Raw genomic sequence first — 22,836 nt, forward strand, 5'->3', positions numbered from 1 at the left:
GCGAGTGTCTGGGTAAGATCATGAACTATGCAAGACTGGTGATTTTGAGTGTCGCGCTGGGCGCGGGAATTCTCGCGGCGCGCATGGTTATGGTCAGTGGCGATTCAAACGATGCGCAGAAGACAGCTCAAGCCCCCGTCGACATAAAAACCGACAAGGTTTTGGTCGCAACGCGAGACTTGCAGTTGGGCAGCAAGCTCACCCCCAAAGACATTCAGTGGAGCGACTGGCCAAAAGACGCCATTCCCAAAGGTTCCATCCGTCAGTCTCAGGCGCCTGGAGAAAGCAAGACCCTCATCGGCCAGATCACTCGCGCCGCGATTTTTGAGGGGGAGCCGATTCGCAAGCAGCGTCTCGTGAAAACGGACAAGGGGTATATGGCTGCGATCCTGCCGAAGGGAAAACGCGCCATTGCCGTCTCGGTCGAAGACCGCACCACCGCAGGCGGGTTTATCTTGCCGGGGGATCGCGTCGATCTCATCTTGACGCAGTCAGAAAGCCGGACCAAGGCAACCAGCCGCACGATTTTGGAAAACGTCAAGGTTCTCGCAATCGACACCAACACGGTGGGCGATGACGATCAGCGCAAATCCTTACCCCCAAAGAAAACCGCCACACTGGAGCTGAGCCTGGAGCAAGCCGAGGTGGTCGCCCGCTCACAGCAGGTCGGCACAATTTCTCTGGCTCTGCGCAGCGCGCAGGATTCTGGTTCCGATGAGGTCTCTGACGGCGCTGGAAATCGAGGCGATGGCGTGAACTTCGTCAAGTTTGGCATCTCAACTCAGGCAACGACGCAATGATTGAATTCCTGACACGTTTCAAGCAAATCAGGATGCTTAACCGGAGGACGCCAATGATGCGGACCGCCGGGGCAGCATTGTTTGCCCTCGGACTTGTCATCTCGGGTCAGGCCATGGCACAGGGCGACTTTCCCAAGCAGGTCAACATTGCGTCCCATCAACGCGTGAAGAACCAAACGTTGAATGTTGGCACGGGCCGCTCGGTTGTGATCAATCTGGGCGGCGAGGCGGCAGATGTTCTGGTCTCCAACCCGGACGTGGCGGATGCGGTCGTCAAGACCAAGCATCGCGTCATCGTGCTGGGCAACAAGGCCGGGCAGGCGAGCCTGGTGATTTTTGACAGTCGCGGCGCGGAACTGGCCAGTTTCAACTTGCGGGTCGAGACAGACACGTCTGATCTGACTGCCATTCTCAATCGCTTTTTGCCAGATACGCATATCAAGGCGGAATCCATCAACGGCAATATCGTTCTTTCCGGCTCGGTTGCCAATGCATCTGACAGTCAACACGCGGCAGATCTTGCGGCACGCTTTGCTGGAGAGGGTGTGACGGCTGATCAGATCCTCAACATGATCACGGTCGATGGCAAGGAGCAGGTTTACCTCAAAGTGACCGTTGCCGAAGTGGATCGCTCGGTGATCAAGCAGCTCGGGCTGTCGCTTTCAGGGTCCTTCACATTCGGCAATTTCGGGGCCTCTTACAATCAGACGTCGTCCTTTGACACGAATTCGTCGATTGTGAATCAGCCCGCAGTTGGTGGCTCTTTTGCCTCTGGCGGCGCCTCTGGTAGTGCCACGCTTCAAGCCCTTCGCCGGAACGGCATTGTGCGCACGCTGGCTGAACCAACTCTGACAGCTGTGTCAGGCGAAAACGCAAGCTTTCTGGCAGGTGGTGAGTTCCCGGTGCCTGTATCGTCCTCCAACGACACGGTGACGGTCGACTACAAGAAGTTTGGTGTCGGGCTCGATTTTACGCCCATTGTCTTGTCAGGCGGGCGCATCAGTTTGCACGTCAAGACGGAAGTCAGCGATCTGAGCAGCGACGGGTCGGTCACGGCCAACAACATCACCATTTCTGCCTTGAAAGTGCGACGGGCAGAATCGACGCTTGAGTTGCCTTCGGGAGGAACTCTTGTCCTGGCTGGCTTGCTGAAGAAGTCTTACGAACAGACCATTCGCGGTGTGCCCGGACTTATGAATCTGCCGGTGCTGGGTCCGCTGTTCAAGAGCCGCGATTTCCTGAACAAGGAAAGCGAACTGGTGATCTTCGTCACGCCGTACACGGTCAAGCCTGTTGCACGGAACGATCTGCATGGTCCGGGTGAGAACCTGATGCCTGCCTCCGACTCTGAATCCATTTTCATGAACCGCCTGAACAAGATTTATCGCAAGGCTGGTCAAAGCGCGCCCGGGACCTATCAGGGTCAGGTCGGCTTTATTTACAAGTGAGGGTTGGCAGATGATTGCATTGAAGACCATTTCGCTCTGCCAGCTTCGCAACGGCCTGATGGCAATGGGTGCTGTGGCAATGCTTGCGGGATGTCAAACCACCGATACGACGTCGGGTGACCCCGCCGCCCTGCTGATGGCGAATGACTACCATTACCGCCATCCGATTGTGTACGAGGAAAGCCCGGAAACGCTGGATCTGCCCATCGGCTACAGTCCACGTTCGCTGGATCGCGGATTGAGCGAGACCGTCACTGCCTTTGCGCGCAAGGCACGCAGGGATGGCGGGGGCCGCGTTGCCGTTCTGGTGCCCTCGGGTGCGGGAAATGAAGTGGCAATTCATGATGTCCTGCCGGATATTCGCCGTGCGTTGGCAAAAGGTGGCATCGGGCGAGGGCGCGTCAGTGTCCGCTCTTTCCCGGTTAGCGATGCGACCCGCCCCGCTCCCATCCGGCTGGCGTATAATGCGATGAAAGCGACGGTGAAGGGCTGTGGTCAATGGCCGGCAGATATCGCTGCGAACCCAGGCACCAATGGTGATTACTACAACTTTGGCTGTGCGCAGCAGGCAAACCTTGCAGCCATGGTCGAACGACCGGAAGATTTGATGACACCTCGCGCCCAAACGCCTGCGGATCGTATGCGCCGAGCGACTGTCTTCAAGAACTATCGCGCTGGCACGACGCCTTCGGGGAGTTATGCCGAAAGCTCCGATTCCACCACGTCTGGCAACTAGGACGGAAGCCATGGACTTCGATTTGAACACACCTAAGGGGGCTGTCTCCGAGTCGAATGGAGAGGACGGGCTCGATCGTCGCGGCGAGGCCCAAGGCTTCATCGCGCCAATTCCCCGGATCTCGATCCAGGCCTTTTGTCTGCGCGAGGAAACCATCGCTCTGCTCGATACCGTGAGCCAGGACCGGCGCATGGAGAAAGCGCACGTCAAAGTCCACCCCGGTGGCGTACCCGCTGCGATCGATCTTTATGGCACGGCGCCGACGCCCAACCTGATCATCGTCGAGGTGAACGGTAAGCATCAGCAGATCCTTGATGAACTGGACGGGTTGGCGGAGTTCTGTGATTCCGGGACAAAGGTCGTGGTGCTTGGGGCCCTGAACGATATTGTCTTGTACCGCGAACTGATCCAGCGCGGCGTCAGTGAATATCTGGTCGATCCCTTGTCGATCTACGACGTCATCGCGGCCATTGGCTCGCTTTACACCGACAACACCACTGCTCCGCTGGGACGAACGATTGCATTTTTCGGCGTTAAGGGTGGCAGTGGGGCCTCGACGGTTGCACATAACGTCAGCCTGGGCATTGTCTCAGAAATACTCGTCTGAAGTGACTATTGCAGATCTGGATCTGCCGTTCGGGACAGCCGGGCTTGATTTCAACCAGGACCCTATTCAGGGGGTTTTCGAAGCGGTGTCGTCGCCGGATCGTCTGGATGAGACCTTCCTCGACCGCATCATGGTCAAATGTGATGATCGGCTCAATCTTCTGGCTGCACCTGCCACACTTGATCGCGCCTATGACAATGGCGAGGCCGATTTCGAGGGGCTGCTGGACCTGATGCGGGCCACGACGCCGGTCGTGGTGCTTGATGTGCCACATACCTGGAATGGCTGGACCAAAAAGGTGCTGGTGTCGGCAGACGAGATCGTTCTGGTGGCGGAGCCGGATCTTGCCAGTTTGCGCAATGCCAAGAATGTGGTCGATACGCTGAAAAGCTTGCGCCCCAATGATGGCATGCCGCACCTTGTTCTCAACAAGGTTAATGTGCCCAAGCGGCCGGAAATCAAATCATCCGAATTTGCTTCGGCACTCGGATTGAAGGACAAATTCGAGATCCCGTTTGAACCGCAGATCTTTGGAACGGCGTCTAACAACGGGCAGATGATTGCGGAGGTCGATTCAAAAAGCGTCCTCGCGGGTCTATTTACACAAATGGCAACGACGCTCTCGGGGCGTCGCGAAAATGCAAAAGGAGGGCGAAAGCCCTTCACGGGACTACTGACAAAGCTGAAGCGTAAGAAAGCCAGCTAATCTCGTTCAGGTACGGAGTATTTCGACGACATGTTCGGAAGACGAGGCACATCAACGAATGGACCAGGGGCCGAGGCCGCAGGCGCTCCTGCGCCGCGCGAGCCTTCGCACGTTCCAGCAGACGCGGGCAATGCCGCCCAAAAGCTCGTTGACCCGGCAACTCCTGCGCCTCAGCCCGCCGAGCGGGTCAAGGAGGCCCCTGTCGCGGCACATCAGGAACCCCAGAAGAACCGTCGAGACGACGCTTATTACGACACGAAAAGCCAGATTTTCAGCGCTCTTGTCGAGGCGATTGATCTGTCGCAGCTCAGTCGTCTGGATCCGGATGAAGCTCGCGATGAAATTCGGGATGTCGTCAACGACATCATCTCTCTCAAAAATGTTGTCATGTCGATTTCCGAGCAGGAATACATGCTCGATGACATTTGTAACGACGTTTTGGGATATGGCCCATTGGAGCCGCTTCTGGCGCGCGACGATATTGCCGATATCATGGTCAACGGGGCTGGCACGATCTATATCGAAACTGCGGGCCGCATGGAGCAGACGGGCATTCAATTCCGTGACAATGCGCAGTTGATGAACATTTGTCAGCGCATTGTGAGTCAGGTTGGACGACGTGTTGATGATGCCAGTCCGATCTGTGATGCGCGCTTGCCGGATGGATCTCGTGTCAACGTGATCGCGCCGCCTTTGGCCATCGACGGCCCGGCACTGACCATTCGTAAGTTCAAGAAAGACAAGCTGACGCTGGACCAGCTTGTGCGCTATGGCACGATCACACCGGAAGGCGGCACGATCCTGCAAATCATTGGCAGATCTCGCTGTAATGTCCTGATTTCCGGCGGTACGGGGTCTGGTAAGACGACCCTGCTGAATTGTCTGACCGCTTATATCGATTCGACTGAACGCATCATCACCTGCGAAGATTCTGCGGAATTGCAATTGCAGCAGCCCCACGTTGTGCGCCTTGAAACCCGCCCGCCGAACCTAGAAGGCGAAGGTGAGATCACCATGCGCGATCTGGTGAAAAACTGTCTGCGTATGCGACCAGAGCGGATCATCGTCGGCGAAGTGCGTGGACCTGAGGCCTTTGATTTGCTTCAGGCCATGAACACAGGTCACGATGGCTCCATGGGCACGTTGCATGCCAACTCTCCACGCGAAGCCCTGTCTCGCCTGGAATCGATGATCACGATGGGCGGTTTTTCGCTTCCCTCCCGCACCTTGCGTGAGATGATCGTATCGTCGATTGACGTTGTCGTGCAGGCGGCGCGTCTGCGTGATGGATCACGCCGAATTACCCATGTGACAGAAATTGTCGGCATGGAAGGCGACGTGATCACCACGCAGGACATCTTTCTTTACGATATTCTGGGCGAGGATGCGGATGGTCGCATCTTGGGTCAGCACCGGTCGACGGGTATCGGGCGACCGAAGTTCTGGGAGCGTGCGCGCTACTTTGGTGAAGAAGGTCGTCTGGCTGAGGCATTGGATGCCTCAGATGTTTCAGTTTAGTGAGTAGCTGGTCGCATGAATGCACTTCAATCGTTTATGAGCCCCACTGTGACGGCCATTGCCGTGGCCTTTCTGGTCACGTTGTGTATTGGCGGGGCAATTTACGCGTTGTTTCAACCGCGACTGTCTGGCGCCAAGCGTCGAGACGAGCGCATGCAGACCATGGCTGTGCGCCCTCAGTCGATCGAGAAGCGCCGCCAGATCCGCGATGGAGAGCGACGCAAACGCTCCGTCCAGGATCAGCTCAAGGATTTTGAAGAGCGCCAGAAGAAGAAGCAAGCCAAGCTCAATTCTGTCCCGCTGGAGGTCCGTATGGAACAGGCCGGGATGACGTGGGGGATGAAGGGCTTCATCTATTTCTCGATCATCTGCGCGGTTGTGTTCTTTCTAGCCGGGCTGATCTTCGTCAAGAGCCTGCCGATTTCGCTGGCATTCGGCTTCGTTGGAGGCCTTGGGCTGCCGCGCTGGTATGTCAATTTCAAGCGCAAGCGCCGTTTCAACAAGTTCCTCGATGAGTTGCCGAATGCGGTCGATATCATCGTGCGTGGGGTTAAAGCGGGTCTTCCGTTGGGCGAATGCATACAGGTGGTGGCCAAGGAAGCGAGCCAGCCGGTTGCCGGCGAGTTTGCCAAGCTGGTCGAGGCCCAGGTGCTTGGAATTTCGCTGGCTGAGGCGGTGGGGCGTTTGCCGCGGCGTGTGCCTTTGCCGGAGGCCAACTTCTTCGCCATTGTTATTGCTATTCAGCAAAAGTCTGGTGGTGGTCTGGCCGAAGCACTCGCCAACCTCTCAAACGTTCTGCGTGGCCGCAAGGCACTCAAGCGCAAGATCTCGGCGCTCAGTTCCGAGGCCAAATCCTCTGCCGGCATCATCGGATCTCTGCCGTTTGTTGTGACCAGCCTGATCGCCTTTATCGCTCCCGATTACATCAGCGTGCTGTTTACGACGACGACCGGGAACCTGATTATTGCGGGCGGTCTGTTCTGGATGTTCTGTGGCATCATGGTGATGCGCCAAATGATCAACTTCGATTTCTAGGGAGGAAACGCGAATGGATCCCTCCGCTTTCTTGAACACACAGACACTGGCTGGAATGTTGGCCGCCGTGGCCGTTGTGGGAACTCTGGTCTCGTTGGTCTGGCCGATGTTGAGCCAGGACAAACTCAAGAGCCGCATGAAAACCGTTGCTGTCGAGCGCAACAAGATCCGCGCCCGTGAGCGCGAACGCATGGCTCGTGAAAAGGCGGCGCCCCGTGCAACGCTGCGCCATCAGCCTAAAGCCAACGTCAAGAATATCGTTGATCGATTGAATTTGATTGAGCGGCTGTCGGATGACGGTACGCGTACCAAGCTGAAGATGGCTGGTTTCCGCGGCGGCGGGGCACTTTACACTTTTCTGCTGGCGCGTTTGATCGTGCCGGTCGTGCTGATGACGGTTGCCTTGCTCTACGCCTTTCTGGTGTTGCCGCCAACGCTTCCCGGGATCACCAAACTCAGCGGGTGTATCTGTTTCGGCATCCTCGGAGTTTTTGGCCCCAACGTCTATTTGCAGAACGCGATCAAGAAGCGTCAGCTGTCGATCCGTCGGGCACTGGCCGGATGCATTGGATCTGATGCTGATTTGTGTGGAATCCGGCATGTCCATCGAGGCGGCTTTCGGGCGTGTTGCAGAAGAAATTGGCAGCCAGTCCATTCCTCTGGCTGAGGAGCTGACTCTTACCAACGCCGAGCTGTCTTATCTGGGCGAGCGCCGCAAGGCTTATGAAAACATGAGCGAGCGCACCGGTGTGGACGGCGTTAAGAATGTGATGATGGCATTGGTTCAGGCCGAGCGTTACGGAACGCCGGTCGGGCAGGCTATCCGCGTCATGTCTAACGACACGCGTGATCAGCGTATGCAGGAAGCTGAAAAGAAAGCCATGTCATTGCCGCCAAAATTGACGGTGCCAATGATTGTGTTTTTCCTGCCGGTATTGTTCTTCGTTATCCTTGGACCCGCCGTCATGCAAGTGACCGCAGCGTTCAAGTGACGAGAAATCCATAAGCATTTACACCCTAAAATAAAAAAAGGCCCCGCACGCGCAGGGCCTTTTCTGTGATCAAATCAGCGGGGCCGTGCCAAGGCTTCAGCCTTTCTGGTGACCCAACATCTGCTGTAGGTAGGCGACATTTCGTTGCGCCTGCTGCGGATCCAGATCGGCGCTGGCGACTTGCTTTGCTTCCTTGTAGCGTCCCTGGAGGCCTAGAACGAGCGCCAGATTCTGCCGCACCCGTGGATCGGCGCCGGGCAGAGCCACGGCCTTGCGAAGGGTTTGTTCGGCCAGCGAAAGCTTGTTGGAAAGCAGATAGGACAGACCAAGATTGTTCAGAATGTCGGGATCGTTCGGCTGGATTTGCAGCGCCTGCTTGTAAAGCATCTGGGCGCGCTCCGAATTGCCGGTCTGATCGTTGATCGCGCCTTCTGCCGAGAGCAACATGGGGTCCGGCATTTGCGGTGTCTGAGCCCGTTCGATGACGTTCAGCGCTTCCTCGAAGTTGCCGTTCACCGCTAGAATCTTGCCATAGGCCGCAGCGATCTCGTGGTTCTTCGGAAACGCCAGAACGCCATTGCGCAGTACGGCCTTTGCCTGCTGGTTCTGCTCATTGTCCTTGAGCACATGCGCATAGCCCAGCACGATTTTCGGGTTCTTGGGGTCCTTGCCGTAAGCGCGTTCCCATTTGGCGACCAATTGCCGGGCTTCAGGGGTTCCGGCCGCAGGTGGCGTCGCACTCTGGTGCATTTGTGCAGAGGAGTTGGGGATAGAACCTGTTGTCGTGTTGGTCGCACAGCCTGCAAGCAGAGCAGCGCTGGAAAGCAGGGCGACCCTCGGCCAGCCCTTCAGTCGGGTGGCAAGTCTTGAAAAGGATACGAAAGACATTCGGGCGGTCCCTCATTCTGAAGGTTATGCGTGAGCGTTCGGCTCTTGATCTGATTATCCTTCATAAATTGTTATGCTTAACGCACCCTTAAACCTCGCAAATTGCGAAGGCCGACAATGCGTTGCAGCCAGTTGTCATCCCTTGCGGAAAAGCTTACCTCTTAAGGCAACCTGTCGTGCCGGGCCGTGGCTGCCGTGCGTACGACATCCGCGTTGAAAATCGTCAGGAGTATACCGTGCGAGAGACCATTGTCCGCCTGAGTGAGGCCAAAAGCACAATCGCCATCCATGCCGTCACCCCCGAGATACTTGGTGAGGTTGTCGCATCCCTTGGCAAACCCGCCGCAGATTGGGTTGCGTTCAACGGCTTCAAGGGCGATGCGCAGAGCCATATTGTACTGCCTGAAACGACGGGTGGAACGCCTGCGGTGCTGTTTGGTTGTGATGACACAACCGATCCTTTTGCACTTGGCGCTTTGGTTGGGTCATTGCCTGGTGGGACCTATCATCTCGCAGATGGCTTTCCCGGCCCGGAGCAGGCGGTTCTCGGGTTTGCCCTGTCGTCCTATCGCTTCACCACCTACAAGGCGTCGTCCAGGGATCTGCCGAAACTGGCTGTGCCGGACGACTTTGATCTCGCAGATCTGATTATCCTGCTGGACGGTGTGCAACTCGCACGCGATCTGATCAATATTCCGGCGAATGATCTGGGGCCGGAAGAGCTGGCGAATGCGGTCAAGGCGCTGTTTGATAAGCATGATGGCAACGGCCGGATCATCGTTGGCGATGATCTGCTTTCTGAAAATTTTCCCATGGTGCATGCCGTCGGCCGGGCCAGCAGCCGGGCGCCGCGGCTGGCTGACTTCACTTGGGGCAATGCAGACCATCCAAAGATCACGCTGGTGGGCAAGGGCGTCATTTTCGACACGGGCGGTCTCGACATCAAACCGCCAAGTTCCATGCTGCTGATGAAAAAAGATATGGGTGGCGCAGCCAATGTTCTGGGTCTTGCATCCATGATCATGGATGCTGGATTGCCGGTGCGGTTGCGGGTGATCGTTCCTTGCGTCGAGAACTCCATTGATGGGTCCGCCTTCCGCCCGAGCGATATTCTGCCGAGCCGCAAGGGATTGAGTGTCGAAATTGGCAATACGGATGCCGAAGGCCGCCTTGTGTTGGGCGATGCTCTTGCGCTGGCTGATGAGGAGCAGACGGATCTGATTGTTGACATGGCGACATTGACTGGCGCCGCCCGCGTGGCGTTGGGGCCGGATGTGCCCCCGTTTTATACCGATGATGAGGCTTTTGCCGATGATCTGGCGCTGGCCAGCGAGGCGAGCGCCGATCCTCTTTGGCGGATGCCGCTTTATCGGCCCTACATGAAATATCTCGACAGCAAGGTGGCTGATATCAGTCACATCAACACGTCTGGAGCAGGCATGGCCGGATCTGTCACCGCTGCGCTGTTCCTGTCCCGTTTTGTCGAGAACGCCAACACTTGGGCGCATTTCGACATCTTTGGCTGGACGCCAGCAGACAAGCCCGGAAAGACCTATGGCGGCGAAGCGCAAGCCATTCGGGCGCTCTTTGAGGTAATCCGTACGCAATATGGCGTAAAAAAATAACGCCTCCGAAACAAATTTATGCCTCAATGGCCGCACTATTCGAGGAAGTGGGGCACGCCTTATGGCGGTTGAAATACGCGCCTCCCAGGCGCTGAAATTGATGCATGATGTCAATCTTGAGTTGGTGCGCGGTGAACAGCCGGACTTGTCCGCGCGCCAACTGACGATTTTGCTGACGGTCTATCTTGAGCCACCGCCCCATACGGTGCGGGGACTGGCTTCGAAATTGGACGTCACGAAACCGGCAATCACCCGTGCGCTGGATACGCTGGGCGCCATGCGTCTGCTGTCGCGCCGCCGCGACGAGGCGGATCGCCGCAATGTGATCATTTCCCGAACCGTCGAGGGAGCTCTCTTTCTCGACAGGCTCGGAGATCTGGTGATTGACAAGGCGGCGGCGCTGCCGCGCTGACCCATGCGCAGGCCAGTGCTATGTCATCACTGCCGCAAACCAACCTTTGATTGAAGAGTTTTGTCATGTCTGAACATCTGGACCGTCGTTTGCATCCTGCGAGACCCGATCTCGCTGCTGCGTCCTATGAGGGACGCTATGCTGCCGAGCGCTATGTGTCGGGCGAGGTCAGGCAGGTTGTGGCTGATTTTGCTGACCTGCATCCCGTGCCTGACGCGAGCCAGTCTATTGATACGCAGGTCTTGTTCGGCGAACGCGTGACAATTTTCGAAGACACTGCAGATGGCTGGGCCTGGGGCCAGCTTGAACGGGATGGTTATGTCGGCTGGTTGCCCGCCAGCACTCTGGCGACACCTGTCGAAACGACACATCGTGTTCAGGCGCTGCGATCTTATCGATACCCCGGTCCGGACTTGCGGTTTCCACCAGTCGGTCTCGTGTCTTTAGGGTCAGAAGTACGGGTCGTCGGAATGGCAGAAACCCGTGGTCTTGAGTATGCGCTTCTGGAAGATGGCTCGGCGATGGTCGCCAAGCATCTCGTGCCGAAAACTTATGTTGATCCGGATTGGGTGGCGGTGGCCGAGCAATTTGTCGGCTCGCCCTATCTGTGGGGGGGCAAGACCAGTCTGGGTCTGGATTGTTCCGGGTTGGTGCAGGTTGCGGCTGCCGCTGGCGGTTACAGGGTGCCACGCGATGCGGACATGCAGGAAGACAAGGCCGGAGAGCCGCTGGACGGCGTAGACCTGGCTGACCTGGTGCGTGGAGATCTGGTGTTCTGGAAAGGGCATGTTGGCATCGCACTTGGCGAAAACCGTTTTCTTCACGCCAACGGTTATTCCATGACGACGTTTGTTGAGCCCCTGGACGCCGCCGTTGCCCGCATTGCGCAAAAGGAATGGGGCGAAGTAACCTCATTCCGACGCTTGCCGGACAGTTTCTGAGATACGCCAACCGCGTTTCACAGGGCGCGCGATAGTCGAAGCCAGCCCTATGGGATCAGTGCGTCCACCTGCGTCATCTTCGATGTGTCCGTGGTCTCATTTGGACCACCGAGATCCAATTCGCCAATGCGTGTGCCACGACGGTTGATCTTGTCGGCCGACACCGCAATCTGATCGATGTCCTTGTTGGCCTGAGCAAAATGCGATTGCAGCTTGCCGACACGGTCGGTCAGTCGACCGACATCATTAAGAATATGTCCGACCTCAGCCTGAATGAGATGGGCTTGTTCGCGCATCCGTGTGTCTCGCAGAACCGCCTGAATGACTTGGATCGACAACATCAGCAGGGTTGGTGAGACGATGACCACCCGCGCCCGGTGTGCCTTCTGGATCAGGTCCTCGAAGCTTTCATTGAGTTCGGCAAAGATGCTTTCCGACGGCACGAACAGGAAAGCTGTGTCCTGAGTTTCGCCGGGGATGAGATATTTTTCGCTGATGTCCTGAATGTGCTTGCCGAAGTCGCGGCGCAACTGCGCTTGTGCCTGCTTGTATTGCTCGTCGGATTTCGCGGCCTTGAGCATGTTGTAGGCTTCCAGCGGAAACTTGGCATCGATGGCAAGGGCGGGCGCACCATTGGGCATATGCACCAGACAATCCGGCCGCGAGCGGTTCGAAAGCGTTGCCTGAAAGCTGTAAGCCGACGGTGAGAGCTGATCCTGAATGATCGCTTCCATGCGACCCTGCCCGAAGGCGCCACGGGTCTGCTTGTTACTCAGGATTGATTGCAATTCCACCACTTGTGTCGAGAGGTCGGTGATCGTGCGTTGCGCCCGGTCAATCACGGCCATGCGCTCGTGCAATTGCCGTAAGCCGTCATTGGTCTGTTTGCTGGTGTTGGCCATGGACACGCCCAGCTTGTGTCCCATGCCGTCTAGTCGGTCATTGACTGATCGCATCATATCCGACTGCCGTGAACCGAAAACCTCGGCCATGGTCTGCATGCGGCCGGTGATCTCGTTCTGGGCTTTCAGCACAAGCCCGAGATGGCTTTCCAATTCCCGAATCCGTTCTGCCGATTCTGTATCGGGGCCAAGGTTGCGGCTGATCTGGCTTTTCGCGCTGTAGACCAGCCAGAGAATGAGAAGCAGAACAAGTCCGGCCGCAGCCAGCGAGGCTTCAAGCAGGGTGACGGGCCGCGAGCCCAGATAAAAGACAACGTGTTGCATGAAACAAACATAGAACGATTCGGGTTGATGTGGGCGTAACACTTGCGCCTCTTCCCAGCTAAGTCCCGCACTCGTGTGTTGCATTGTGATAGATAAGGCTGGCATTGCCGTCGAGTTGACAGGAGGGTTGGAACTGGGGCTTTACGGCCTTTTCTGATCGATTTGTCAGGGATTTTCGTTGACCGGAAAGTCGGTCTTGCCTATGTGGATGTCATGACAATACGCGACATCAATATCATTCCCGACGCCGTCTTGCGGGAAATGTGTGAGCCGATCACAGAAGTCAACGGCGACATTCGTACTCTGGCAGACGACATGCTTGAAACCATGTATGCGGCGCCGGGTATCGGTCTTGCTGCCAGCCAGATCGGCATTCTCAAACGCATGTTCGTTCTGGATGTTTCCAAGGATGAAGATGAAAAGGAACCGTTGGTCTTCATCAATCCGGAAATCATCTGGTCCAGTGAAGAGCTGTCGGTGTATCAGGAAGGCTGCCTGTCAATCCCTGAGTTTTATGCAGATGTTGAGCGTCCGGCGCAAATCAAGGTCAACTACATCGACCGGGATGGCGACGAACAGCAGATGGACGCCGACGGCCTGATGGCCACTTGCATTCAGCACGAGCTGGACCATCTGAATGGACGACTGTTCATTGATTACCTGTCGCGTCTCAAGCGTGACCGGGTGATGAGAAAGTTCAACAAGCTGGCAAAACAGAACGGCTGACGCCGCTCCTGTCGTTCAATGTGGTCTGTCGGTGACGCGACCAGAACCCATTGCCTTTTGAAATTCGCTGAAAGTCTGGAAGCGTTATGTCTCTTCGCATCGTCTTCATGGGAACGCCGCAATTTTCCGTGCCCACCCTGATGGAAATCGTCGGGCAGGGACACGACGTGATTGCCTGCTACACCCAGCCACCGCGTCCCGCTGGTCGTGGAATGGATCTGAAGAAATCACCGGTGCATGAAGCGGCAGAATCCTTCGGTATTCCCGTCTTTACACCGCAGTCGCTCAAGAGCGTGGAAGAGCAAGCAACGTTCGAGGCACTGGATGCAGACGTCGCGGTTGTCGTCGCCTATGGCCTGTTGTTGCCCAAGGCCGTGCTCGATGCCCCACAGGAAGGTTGCCTCAATCTGCATGCCAGCCTGTTGCCGCGCTGGCGTGGGGCGGCGCCCATCAACCGGGCCATCATGGCTGGGGATGCGGAAACCGGAATTCAGGTGATGCGCATGGAAGAGGGCCTTGATACCGGGCCTGTCTGCATGTCGGAAACACTGCCCATTGGGAATACCATGACGGCTGGAGAGCTGCATGATCGTCTGTCCGCGCTGGGCGGAGATCTGATGGCACGCGCTTTGGCCGCCTTGTCGCGGGGGGCTTTGACGCAGGTTACGCAGCCCGAGGACGGCGCGACCTACGCCCGCAAGCTTTCCAAGGACGAGACCCGTATTGACTGGACCCAGCCGGCGCATGTCGTGCACAATCATATTCGCGGTCTGTCACCGTTTCCCGGTGCCTGGTGTGAAATGGCACAAGGCGACAAGACAGAACGCCTCAAGGTGATCCGCAGTGCAAGCGCTGAGGGGAACGGGGAGCCGGGAACGATTGTCTCGCTTGATGGCAATGGGCCAGTGATTGCCTGCACTGAGGGTGCGGTGCGACTGACGCAGGTGCAGCGGGCAGGCAAGAAAACGGTCACTGGCGAAGAATTCATTCGCGGCACCAAATTAGAAATTGGCCAGCGCCTGAAGTGACAGGCGCCGACGCCCTCTCGGGGGTCTGTCGGTCCAGCGTGAACAGGGCATCGCATGCCAAGATACAAGCTGACGGTTGAATATGACGGCCGCCCTTTCAGTGGCTGGCAGCGTCAGGAAAACGCGCCTTCGGTTCAGGCTGTCCTTGAGCGGGCGGTGAAGTTATTCTCAGGCGAGGATGTGCCGATTGGTGGTGCAGGGCGTACTGACACAGGTGTCCATGCGACCGGGCAGGTCGCGCATCTTGACTTGAGCAAAAGCTGGCCGGTGCGCACCATCATCGGCGCCCTCAATCATCATTGTCTGCCTGAACCGATTGTGATCCTCGACTGCGAGGAAATGCACGACGGGTTTGATGCGCGCTTCTCGGCCATTCGTCGGGCTTATTGCTATCGGATCCACAACCGTGTGCCGCCGCTCACCCACCACCGTGGTCTGGCCTGGCACGTCAAACCGGAGCTTGATGCCGAAGCCATGAATGCGGCTGCTCAAGAGTTCGTCGGCCATCACGACTTCACGACGTTCCGTCATACACGCTGTCAGGCGAAAAGCCCGGTTAAGACGCTGGAGCAATTCTCCGTGCGGCGCGAGGGCGAGTTTGTCATCGCGGAGTGTTCGTCACGCTCGTTCCTGCACAATCAGGTGCGCTCGATGGTTGGCACCCTGCGTCTTGTCGGCGAAGGCAAATGGGGTCCGGGGGATGTGACACGAGCGCTGGAAGCGCTGGACCGCAAGGCGTGCGGCCCTGTTGCCCCCTCTGATGGCCTGTATCTGACACGCGTGGATTATCGTCCGAAAGAACTTGATCTCGAAGAATTTGCGATCTGGGGCGACAAGCGGTCCAGATCTACGAAAGCGTGATCGACGGTTTGAGGGCTGCCATGCTTGCAGGGACGAGGCGTTCGGGCTACGACCTTTTGTAATATCCAAAACGCGCGGCGGCCCTGTTCCAGGAACCGGGTCAGCAAACGGGAAATACATGTCTCAATACGAAAACGCACCGGCCAATTTCAATCCGGGTCTGGGATGGCTGTTCTTCAGTCCGTTCGGGCGTGTCTCGCGTCAGGTTTACTGGCTGGGTTTCGTCTTGAGCTGGGTTGTCATCGGGTTAGCCGCGAATATGTGGGTCAACTCGCTTGATCCGGACAAGCTGCAATCAATGACGTTCAACCTTGGCCAGTTCATGTCCTCCAATCCGCTGTTTCCGCTGCTCTTCCTTTTGTTGCAATGGTTTGAGTTGGCGCTGGTCATCAAACGGTTTCAGGACCTGAATTTGAGCGGTTTCTTCGCGCTGCTGATCTTCGTGCCGGTGTTGAACCTGATTGTCGTGCTGATTGTCGGCCTGATGCCGGGCGTTAAGACAGCCAACCGCTACGGGCCTGTCGCCAACAGCTATTTTCGCGGGAAGGTTTGATCCGTCCGTCGATCATCCTCACCCGTTCATACCATCTGCTGCCAACGTTCTGAGTGTTTCATGTCTGATACAATGTCCCCCGTCGTCGAGATTACCCGTGATCTGATCCGTTGTCCGTCGGTGACACCGGAAGAAGGCGGCGCCCATGCCTATCTGGAGCGTGTTCTTGGCGCGGCAGGTTTCACCGTGGACCGGGTGACATTCAGTGACGACGATACGCCGGACGTTGCGAATTTCTTTGCAACGATCGGAGAGGGACGACCACATTTCGTCTTTGCCGGACATACCGATGTGGTGCCTGCTGGCGACGAAGCTGCCTTAGTCGAGCGGCCCGTTCGATGGTGAAATCAAGGGCGAAATGCTTTACGGTCGCGGCGCGGTCGATATGAAGGGTGGCGTTGCCGCCTCTGTCGCTGCTGCGCTGACCTTCGTTGAGCAGCACGGACGTGATTTCGGCGGTACAATCTCTTTCCTGATCACGGGAGATGAAGAAGGCCCTGCCATCAATGGCACGCCGAAGCTGCTTGCCTGGGCCGAACAGCAGGGCCATTACTTCGATGCCTGCATTCTGGGGGAGCCGACTAACCCGAACCTGATGGGCGAAGCCATCAAGATTGGGCGACGCGGGTCTCTATCCGGCATTGTCAGTGTCAAAGGCACACAAGGTCATGTCGCCTATCCGCATCTGGCTGCCAATCCGGTGCCGCCGCTGATGCAGATGATGCAGGCGCTGGATGCTGTCGAATTCGACCGTGGCAACGAGCGTTTTCAACCAACCAATCTGGAAGTCGTCACCTTTGATGTGGCCAATCCGTCCTACAATGTCATTCCGGCTCAGGCCGAGGCCCGTTTCAATATCCGATTCAACGATGAGTGGACGCTTGAGACACTGACAGCCAAGGTCGAAGAAACTTTGCAGGCCGCGGCTCCGGACGGCGCCGACTGGTCTCTGACGCTTCGTCGGGAAGGCAGTGAATCCTTCCTGACGAAGGATGAGGCTCTGATCAACACGCTGACCGACGCGGTTGAAACTGTTGCGGGTCGGCACCCCGAATTGTCGACTGGGGGAGGCACATCGGATGCCCGTTTCATCAAATCCTATTGTCCGGTTGTTGAATTTGGCCTTGTTGGCCAGACAATGCACAAGGTTGATGAGTGTACGCCGTTGACGGATCTTGAAACGCTTGAAAAAGTCTATCGACAGTTTCTCGATGTTTATTTTGCTGGTGTGGAGGCATAGACGGACATGCTCTTGTCCGCTGATGAGATCAGTCGCAACGTAAAAGGTGTCTGGCGGCTGTTTCTCGGGGATGCCGGTGGCATGGCGGCTTTCGACGTTTCGGTCGAAGGGTTTTGGCGCTCGTTTCGCGTCATTCTGCTGCTGCTGCCGTTGTTTTTCATCTCCACCCTCTCGGAGCGCAAGTTGCTGATCGACGAGGCCGGAGCGTCCGTTGAGTCTCTTGCTGCTGGCGGGTTCTGGCTGGTGCAGATCCTCAGCTTTTTGGTCGACTGGATCAGTCTGCCGCTTGTGCTGGCGGCGATCGCCGGGCCATTGGGCGTTGAGGGGACCTATCCTCGCTTCATTGTTGCCCGCAATTGGGCCAGTTGCCTGTTGGCTGTGCCGCACACATTCGTGGCCTTGCTGTATCTGATTGGAGTGCTGAATGCGTCGATATTGGTGCTGTTTTCGCTCGTCATCATGTTGGGTCTGCTGTGGGCGCGGTTCACGGTCACCCGTATCGCGTTGCAGGCCAACATGACGCAAACCATTGGCGTTGTGGCGCTGGATATTCTCTTGTCGCTTTTTCTGGGCGAACTGATCGGTCGTTTCTGGAGCTTCTAGAGGGCTTTGAGTCCACACCCTAGCCCAACGCTTGATCCACTAAAAAAGCCCGCCGAGATGGCGGGCTTTTGTGTTTCTGGTCTGCGGCGGTGGGCTTAGTCGCGCAGCAGATCGTTGACGGATGTTTTGGAGCGGGTCTGCGCATCGACGCGCTTGACGATGACTGCGCAATAAAGGCTTGGGCCGGGTGTGCCATCGGGCAGCGGCTTGCCTCGGCAGGTTGCCCGGCACCACGACGGAGTAGGCTGGCACTTCGCCAATGAACACTTCACCGGTGTTGCGGTCGATAATCTTGGTCGAGGCGCTAATGAAGACCCCCATGGAAAGCACGGAGCCTTCCCGAACGATCACGCCTTCCACGACTTCCGACCGTGCGCCAATGAAGCAGTTGTCTTCGATGATCACAGGGCCAGCCTGCAAGGGTTCGAGAACACCGCCGATGCCAACGCCGCCGGACAGATGCACATTCTTGCCGATCTGCGCACAGGAGCCGACGGTGGCCCAGGTGTCGACCATTGAGCCTTCGTCAACATAGGCGCCGAGGTTGACGAAAGACGGCATCAGGACAACGCTTTTGCCGATAAAGGCGGAGCGACGCACGGTGCAATTCGGCACGGCACGGAAACCGGCAGCGCCAAACTGCTCTGCGCCCCAGCCTTCGAATTTCGACGGCACCTTGTCCCACCAGGTTGCGCCATTCGGCCCGCCAGAGATCACATCCATGTCGTTCAGGCGGAACGACAGGAGCACGGCTTTCTTGGCCCACTGGTTGACGACCCAGTCCTTGTCGGTTTTCTCGGCAACGCGCAGTTCGCCGCTGTCCAGCAGCAGAAGGGTCTTTTCAACGGCATCGCGGACATCACCGGTTGTCGCGGTCGAGATATTCGCTCGGTCGTCGAAGGCTGCGTCGATAGTTGCGGCAAGTTTGACAAGATCGGTCGTCATGGGAAGGCACATCTCCAGTGCAGAGTTTCAAACGGTCGAGCGGACCTAATAGCGCCTTTGCGCTCCTGTCAAGTTCTCGCAGGTTCGGGCACTGCGGAACACACTCACAGTACAGGCAAACGGGGCCCGAAAGCGAGGTGCACAGGCCGTCTGTCTCAAGGAAACTTGAGATAATCTAAGCTTTCCTGGGCGTGAAAACATGGCATTCAAGGACGATAGGGAAACAGGAAAGGGGTGAGGTCGTCGCAAAGCGGCGACGTGTCATGCTTTCCGAGCGAGAGAAGATACCACTATGCCGGCCTGGGCAATCATCACCATTTGCGCGGCTTTCAGCCAGAATATTCGCTCTGCCTTGCAAAAGAATCTGAAAGGCGTACTCGGCACCACTGGGGCGACCTTCGTGCGGTTTGGATATGGGTTTCCCTTCGCCATCTTGTATGTTTTGGCCTTGCATGTTCTGGCCGATGAACCTTTCCCGCATATTGGGGCAGGCTTTCTGCTCAAGGCTGCTCTGGGTGGACTTTTCCAGATCACGGCGACGTTCTTGTTCGTCTATCTGTTTTCCCTGCGCAGCTTTGTTGTCGGAACACTCTACACCAAAACGGAACCGGTCATCGCGGTTGTTCTGGGATTTGTTATCCTCGGTGATGGCATCAGTCTTGCCGGCGCCTTCGCCATCTTCATCGGGTTGCTTGGGGTCATTGCCATTTCACTCAAGAAGAGTGACCCTTCAGCTGATACGGTGCCCGCAGCCCCAGCGAGTAAACCCGCACTGATTGGTCTTGCCGCTGCCTTTTTCTTCGGCCTGTCGTCGATTATGTACCGGGATGCCTCCCTGACACTGCAAGGCACGGGTGTGCCGATGCAGGCAGGGTTCTCATTGGCTTGCGTGACAGTGTTTCAGACAGTTCTCATGGTCGCCTGGATGCTCTGGAAAGATCCGCGACAATTGCGTTTGTCGTTTAGGCACTGGCGCACAGCGGTTTGGGTAGGCGTTGCGGGTGTTGGTGGCTCTATCGGCTGGTTCACAGCCATGACGCTACAACACGTGGCCTATGTCCGGGCTTTGGCGCAGGTCGAGCTGATCTTCACCTTTGCCTCCTCGTGGTTCATCTTCAAGGAGACCATTCGGCTGAAAGATGTGCTCGGCTGTGTGTTGATCCTGACAAGCGCGTTTATTCTGATCCTGGGATAGTTGGCTCATCCGTTGCGGTGGTTGCAGGCGCTGCAAGTGCTGCCTCCTGCAGCCACGCCCGAAAGGCCGACACGGGTCGTGACAGGGGGCGATTGGGTGACCGAACGAACCAATACCCCGTGTCCAGTTCAAGAACCGGCCAATCGGGCAGGACCAGATGCCCCGCCTCGACTTCTCGCTCCACGAAACGGCGATCAATGACGATGGCGCCCATTCCGGCGATTGCCGCCTGAATGGCAAAGTCACGGCTTTCCACCAGAGTGCCAGAGATCGTCTCCGGATGCGGCAACCCCATGTGATCCAGCCATTTGGCCCAGTCATGGCGGCGACTGGAACTGTGTAACAAGCGCAGACCGGAAAGTGTTTTTGCTGTGGGGGGCGTGTCTGCAGCAGGCAACAAACGCGGAGCGACGGCAACAGCCAGGTGTTCGCGCCACAACAGATGGTTTTCGCTGCCTTGCCAATTTCCTTCGCCCAGCCGGATCGTGCAATCGTAGTTTTCCCGCTCCAGGTCAATGACCCGCGTTGAGGCAGACAGCAAGATCTCGACGTCGGATTGTGCGGTTTGAAACAACGGCAGGCGAGGAATGAGCCAGCGGGTTGCAAAGGTGGACACTGTGCTGATGCGCAGTTCGGTGCGACCGCGCCGCTTGAAGCCGTCAACGGCTTCGTCAATGCGGCTGAAGGCGTCGCCAATGCCAAGGGCCAGCTTTTGACCTTCTTCCGTCAGCGTCAGTCCACGGCCATCGCGCAGCACAAGCTGCGCGCCCAATTCGCTTTCCAGTTTGCGCATCAGATGCGACAGCGCAGACGGCGACACACCAAGTTCTGCGGCCGCCTGTGACGCACGGCCATAGCGTGCCAGCAGAGAGAAGGCATGGAGAGCACGCAAAGAAGCCATTGGGTCATCCGCAAACGGTTGAGTTTAGCTCAAGAGAATACAAGAGCTTTCGGATGAATGCCAGCGTGGCAACCGTGTATGGCCTGCTATCTGTCTGGCTGGTTAACACGACGGCTGTCGGTCCGTGCTCAGAAACTGGAGAGGGAAGCTCCAACGACCTTGAGAAAGCTCGCCAGATCGTCCGTGACGAAATCGACCGGGCTGTCGTCGCGCGCTTCCAGGTCCCATGACCCTTGAAACAGATCGCGCTCACGCGGTGGCACAATCAAGACGGTGCGCATTCCGAGCGTGCGGGGGACATCGAGGTTTTTCTGAAGGTCTTCAAACATGGCAGCCCGGACGGGTGAAACCCCGGTGGCCTGCATGAAACGATCATAGGTTTCGCGGTTGGGCTTGGGCGTCAGGTCGGCAGCAAGAATGTCGAAGATGTCATCGAAATGATCGGTGATGCCGAGGGCTGACGCCGTACGTTCGGCGTGGGGGCGGTCACCGTTGGTGAAGATGAACTTGCGTCCAGGCAAGGCCTGAATAGCACTGCCCAGCGCGGGGTTCGGTACCAGTGTCGAATAGTCGATGTCATGGACATGGCGCAAATAATCTTCCGGGTCGACGGAATGTTCTTCCATCAGCCCCCGCAAGGTGGTGCCATATTTATGATAGTAGCCTTTTTGAAGGCGTTGTGCTTCGTCGAGCGGCAAATCCAGCAGATTGGCAACATAGTGGCCAATCTGTTCATTGATCTGCGGAAACAGAGCCTCATTGGCAGGATAAAGCGTATTGTCGAGATCGAAGACCCAAGCTTCAACGCCTTTAAAGACGCGCAGATCCTGATGGTGAGCCTGCGTGCCCTCGTGTGTCACATCCTTGTCCAATGTCATTGTCCAATACGCCTTAAGGTACGATCAGTGTTCCGGCACCCCGATCGGTGAACAGTTCCAGCAGAACGCAATGCGGAACCTTGCCGTTCAAAATGACAACCCCCTCGACGCCACGCTGGATGGCCTCGATACAGGTCTCAACCTTGGGGATCATGCCGCCGGAAATGGTGCCATCCGAAATGAGTGCTTTCGCATGATCAACCGTCAGCTTCTTCATTAGGTTCCCGTGTTTATCAAGAACGCCGGGAACATCCGTGAGGAAAAGCAGTCGCTTGGCATTCAGGGATCCTGCAATCGCACCGGCAAATGTGTCGGCATTGATGTTGTAGGTGTCGCCATCACGTCCCGGGGCAACCGGTGCGACAACGGGGATGATCTCTTCTTTGAGGACGAGCTCCAGCACGGCCGGGTTCACTTCGCGCGGTTCTCCAACGAAGCCGAGATCAATGAGGCTTTCGATATGCGAATCCGGGTCAACGATGGTTCGGCGCAGCTTTTCGGCAATCACCATGTTGCCGTCCTTGCCGCATAAGCCGATGGCGCGACCGCCCTCGGCATTGATCGTCTGGACGATCTCCTTGTTGATAGAGCCAGCCAGCACCATTTCCACCACTTCAACGGTTGCCTTGTCGGTGACACGCAGGCCTGCCCGGAATTCACTGACAATACCAAGACGCTCCAGCATCTTGCCGATCTGAGGTCCACCGCCATGGACCACCACCGGATGCACGCCCGACTGGCGCAGCAGCGTGATGTCACGGGCGAAGGCGCGGCCCAGCTCAGGGTCTCCCATGGCGTGACCACCGTATTTCACCACAACGGTGCGGTCGTCATATCGCTGCATGTAGGGCAGAGCCTGTGCAATGGTATGGGCGTCGGTAATCGTGTTGCTGGTCATGGCGCGTCTGTCAGGTTGTTTCGGCTGAAAGATGGAGGGCAGTGATAGCGGATTTACGCCGCTATCACAAACGA

19 protein-coding genes and 4 pseudogenes are annotated in these 22,836 nt (G+C 57.1%); 17 read left to right on the forward strand and 6 right to left on the reverse strand.

Annotated elements, in window-relative coordinates; all coding sequences use genetic code 11:
• Window positions 1-20: 20 nt before the first annotated feature.
• From cpaB to AC0L7U_RS14360, 7 genes and pseudogenes are all read left to right on the forward strand, one after another.
• Window positions 21-800, forward strand: coding sequence for a Flp pilus assembly protein CpaB (gene cpaB / locus AC0L7U_RS14330; protein ID WP_473691632.1), 780 nt, complete (start codon window positions 21-23; stop codon window positions 798-800).
• A gap of 53 nt (window positions 801-853) precedes the next feature.
• The gene (locus tag AC0L7U_RS14335; protein ID WP_473691634.1) at window positions 854-2,248 is read left to right on the forward strand and encodes a type II and III secretion system protein family protein; all 1,395 of its coding nucleotides are present in this window, start codon (window positions 854-856) and stop codon (window positions 2,246-2,248) included.
• A gap of 10 nt (window positions 2,249-2,258) precedes the next feature.
• On the forward strand, window positions 2,259-2,984 hold the full coding sequence (locus AC0L7U_RS14340; RefSeq protein WP_473691636.1) for a CpaD family pilus assembly protein: 726 nt from the start codon (window positions 2,259-2,261) through the stop codon (window positions 2,982-2,984).
• A gap of 10 nt (window positions 2,985-2,994) precedes the next feature.
• Window positions 2,995-4,297: pseudogene (locus AC0L7U_RS14345) on the forward strand (CpaE/TadZ family protein).
• 30 nt (window positions 4,298-4,327) lie between these two features.
• Window positions 4,328-5,815, forward strand: a complete 1,488-nt coding sequence (locus AC0L7U_RS14350; RefSeq protein WP_473691637.1) for a CpaF family protein — start codon at window positions 4,328-4,330, stop codon at window positions 5,813-5,815.
• 15 nt (window positions 5,816-5,830) lie between these two features.
• Window positions 5,831-6,850, forward strand: coding sequence for a type II secretion system F family protein (locus AC0L7U_RS14355; RefSeq protein WP_473691639.1), 1,020 nt, complete (start codon window positions 5,831-5,833; stop codon window positions 6,848-6,850).
• A 13-nt stretch (window positions 6,851-6,863) separates the two neighbouring features.
• Window positions 6,864-7,842: pseudogene (locus AC0L7U_RS14360) on the forward strand (type II secretion system F family protein).
• A gap of 96 nt (window positions 7,843-7,938) precedes the next feature.
• On the opposite strand, the gene AC0L7U_RS14365 reads toward AC0L7U_RS14360, so the two are convergent.
• Window positions 7,939-8,730 carry a tetratricopeptide repeat protein gene (locus tag AC0L7U_RS14365; RefSeq protein ID WP_473691640.1) on the reverse strand — a complete coding sequence of 264 codons (792 nt, stop codon included), beginning with the start codon at window positions 8,728-8,730 and terminating at the stop codon, window positions 7,939-7,941.
• A 236-nt stretch (window positions 8,731-8,966) separates the two neighbouring features.
• On the opposite strand from AC0L7U_RS14365, the gene AC0L7U_RS14370 reads away from it, so the two are divergent.
• From AC0L7U_RS14370 to AC0L7U_RS14380, 3 genes are all read left to right on the forward strand, one after another.
• Window positions 8,967-10,355 carry a leucyl aminopeptidase family protein gene (locus AC0L7U_RS14370; protein WP_473691642.1) on the forward strand — a complete coding sequence of 463 codons (1,389 nt, stop codon included), beginning with the start codon at window positions 8,967-8,969 and terminating at the stop codon, window positions 10,353-10,355.
• Between the two features lie 61 nt (window positions 10,356-10,416).
• A complete protein-coding gene (locus AC0L7U_RS14375) occupies window positions 10,417-10,767 on the forward strand; it encodes a MarR family transcriptional regulator (RefSeq protein ID WP_473691644.1) in 351 nt (116 codons plus the stop codon).
• Between the two features lie 65 nt (window positions 10,768-10,832).
• Window positions 10,833-11,708, forward strand: coding sequence for a C40 family peptidase (locus AC0L7U_RS14380; protein ID WP_473691646.1), 876 nt, complete (start codon window positions 10,833-10,835; stop codon window positions 11,706-11,708).
• A gap of 47 nt (window positions 11,709-11,755) precedes the next feature.
• On the opposite strand, the gene AC0L7U_RS14385 is transcribed toward AC0L7U_RS14380, so the two are convergent.
• Window positions 11,756-12,934 carry a DNA recombination protein RmuC gene (locus AC0L7U_RS14385; protein WP_473691648.1) on the reverse strand — a complete coding sequence of 393 codons (1,179 nt, stop codon included), beginning with the start codon at window positions 12,932-12,934 and terminating at the stop codon, window positions 11,756-11,758.
• A 213-nt stretch (window positions 12,935-13,147) separates the two neighbouring features.
• Here AC0L7U_RS14385 and def point away from each other — a divergent pair, with 213 nt between their 5' ends.
• The 6 genes and pseudogenes from def (at window position 13,148) to AC0L7U_RS14415 (ending at window position 17,945) form a co-directional block, all read left to right on the forward strand.
• Complete coding sequence (gene def, locus AC0L7U_RS14390) at window positions 13,148-13,660, forward strand: peptide deformylase (protein WP_473691649.1); 513 nt, start codon at window positions 13,148-13,150, stop codon at window positions 13,658-13,660.
• Between the two features lie 86 nt (window positions 13,661-13,746).
• Window positions 13,747-14,688, forward strand: a complete 942-nt coding sequence (gene fmt / locus AC0L7U_RS14395; protein ID WP_473691651.1) for a methionyl-tRNA formyltransferase — start codon at window positions 13,747-13,749, stop codon at window positions 14,686-14,688.
• A 54-nt stretch (window positions 14,689-14,742) separates the two neighbouring features.
• Entirely contained in the window at window positions 14,743-15,549 is an 807-nt protein-coding gene (gene truA / locus AC0L7U_RS14400) for a tRNA pseudouridine(38-40) synthase TruA (RefSeq protein ID WP_473691652.1), read from the forward strand.
• A gap of 118 nt (window positions 15,550-15,667) precedes the next feature.
• Complete coding sequence (locus AC0L7U_RS14405; RefSeq protein ID WP_473691654.1) at window positions 15,668-16,102, forward strand: DUF805 domain-containing protein; 435 nt, start codon at window positions 15,668-15,670, stop codon at window positions 16,100-16,102.
• Window positions 16,103-16,162: 60 nt separating this feature from the next.
• Window positions 16,163-17,342 (forward strand): annotated as a pseudogene (gene dapE, locus AC0L7U_RS14410) (succinyl-diaminopimelate desuccinylase).
• A 6-nt stretch (window positions 17,343-17,348) separates the two neighbouring features.
• Window positions 17,349-17,945: a hypothetical protein gene (locus tag AC0L7U_RS14415; protein ID WP_473691656.1), complete on the forward strand. Its 597-nt coding sequence runs from the start codon at window positions 17,349-17,351 to the stop codon at window positions 17,943-17,945.
• A 95-nt stretch (window positions 17,946-18,040) separates the two neighbouring features.
• Here the strand turns inward: AC0L7U_RS14415 and dapD are convergent.
• Window positions 18,041-18,890, reverse strand: a pseudogene (dapD, locus tag AC0L7U_RS14420) (2,3,4,5-tetrahydropyridine-2,6-dicarboxylate N-succinyltransferase).
• 292 nt (window positions 18,891-19,182) lie between these two features.
• Between dapD and AC0L7U_RS14425 the strand changes: the two are divergent.
• Window positions 19,183-20,085, forward strand: coding sequence for an EamA family transporter (locus AC0L7U_RS14425; RefSeq protein WP_473691658.1), 903 nt, complete (start codon window positions 19,183-19,185; stop codon window positions 20,083-20,085).
• Here the strand turns inward: AC0L7U_RS14425 and AC0L7U_RS14430 are convergent.
• From AC0L7U_RS14430 to argB, 3 genes are all read right to left on the reverse strand, one after another.
• Window positions 20,066-20,986, reverse strand: coding sequence for a LysR substrate-binding domain-containing protein (locus tag AC0L7U_RS14430; RefSeq protein WP_473691660.1), 921 nt, complete (start codon window positions 20,984-20,986; stop codon window positions 20,066-20,068). The two genes, AC0L7U_RS14425 and AC0L7U_RS14430, sit on opposite strands and share 20 nt — an antisense overlap.
• 128 nt (window positions 20,987-21,114) lie before the next feature.
• On the reverse strand, window positions 21,115-21,864 hold the full coding sequence (locus AC0L7U_RS14435) for a pyrimidine 5'-nucleotidase (protein WP_473691662.1): 750 nt from the start codon (window positions 21,862-21,864) through the stop codon (window positions 21,115-21,117).
• 13 nt (window positions 21,865-21,877) lie between these two features.
• The gene (gene argB, locus AC0L7U_RS14440) at window positions 21,878-22,762 is read right to left on the reverse strand and encodes an acetylglutamate kinase (protein ID WP_473691664.1); all 885 of its coding nucleotides are present in this window, start codon (window positions 22,760-22,762) and stop codon (window positions 21,878-21,880) included.
• Between the last annotated feature and the right edge of the window lie 74 nt (window positions 22,763-22,836).

The sequence above is a fragment of the Roseibium sp. 10G30-5 genome (assembly GCF_055809635.1).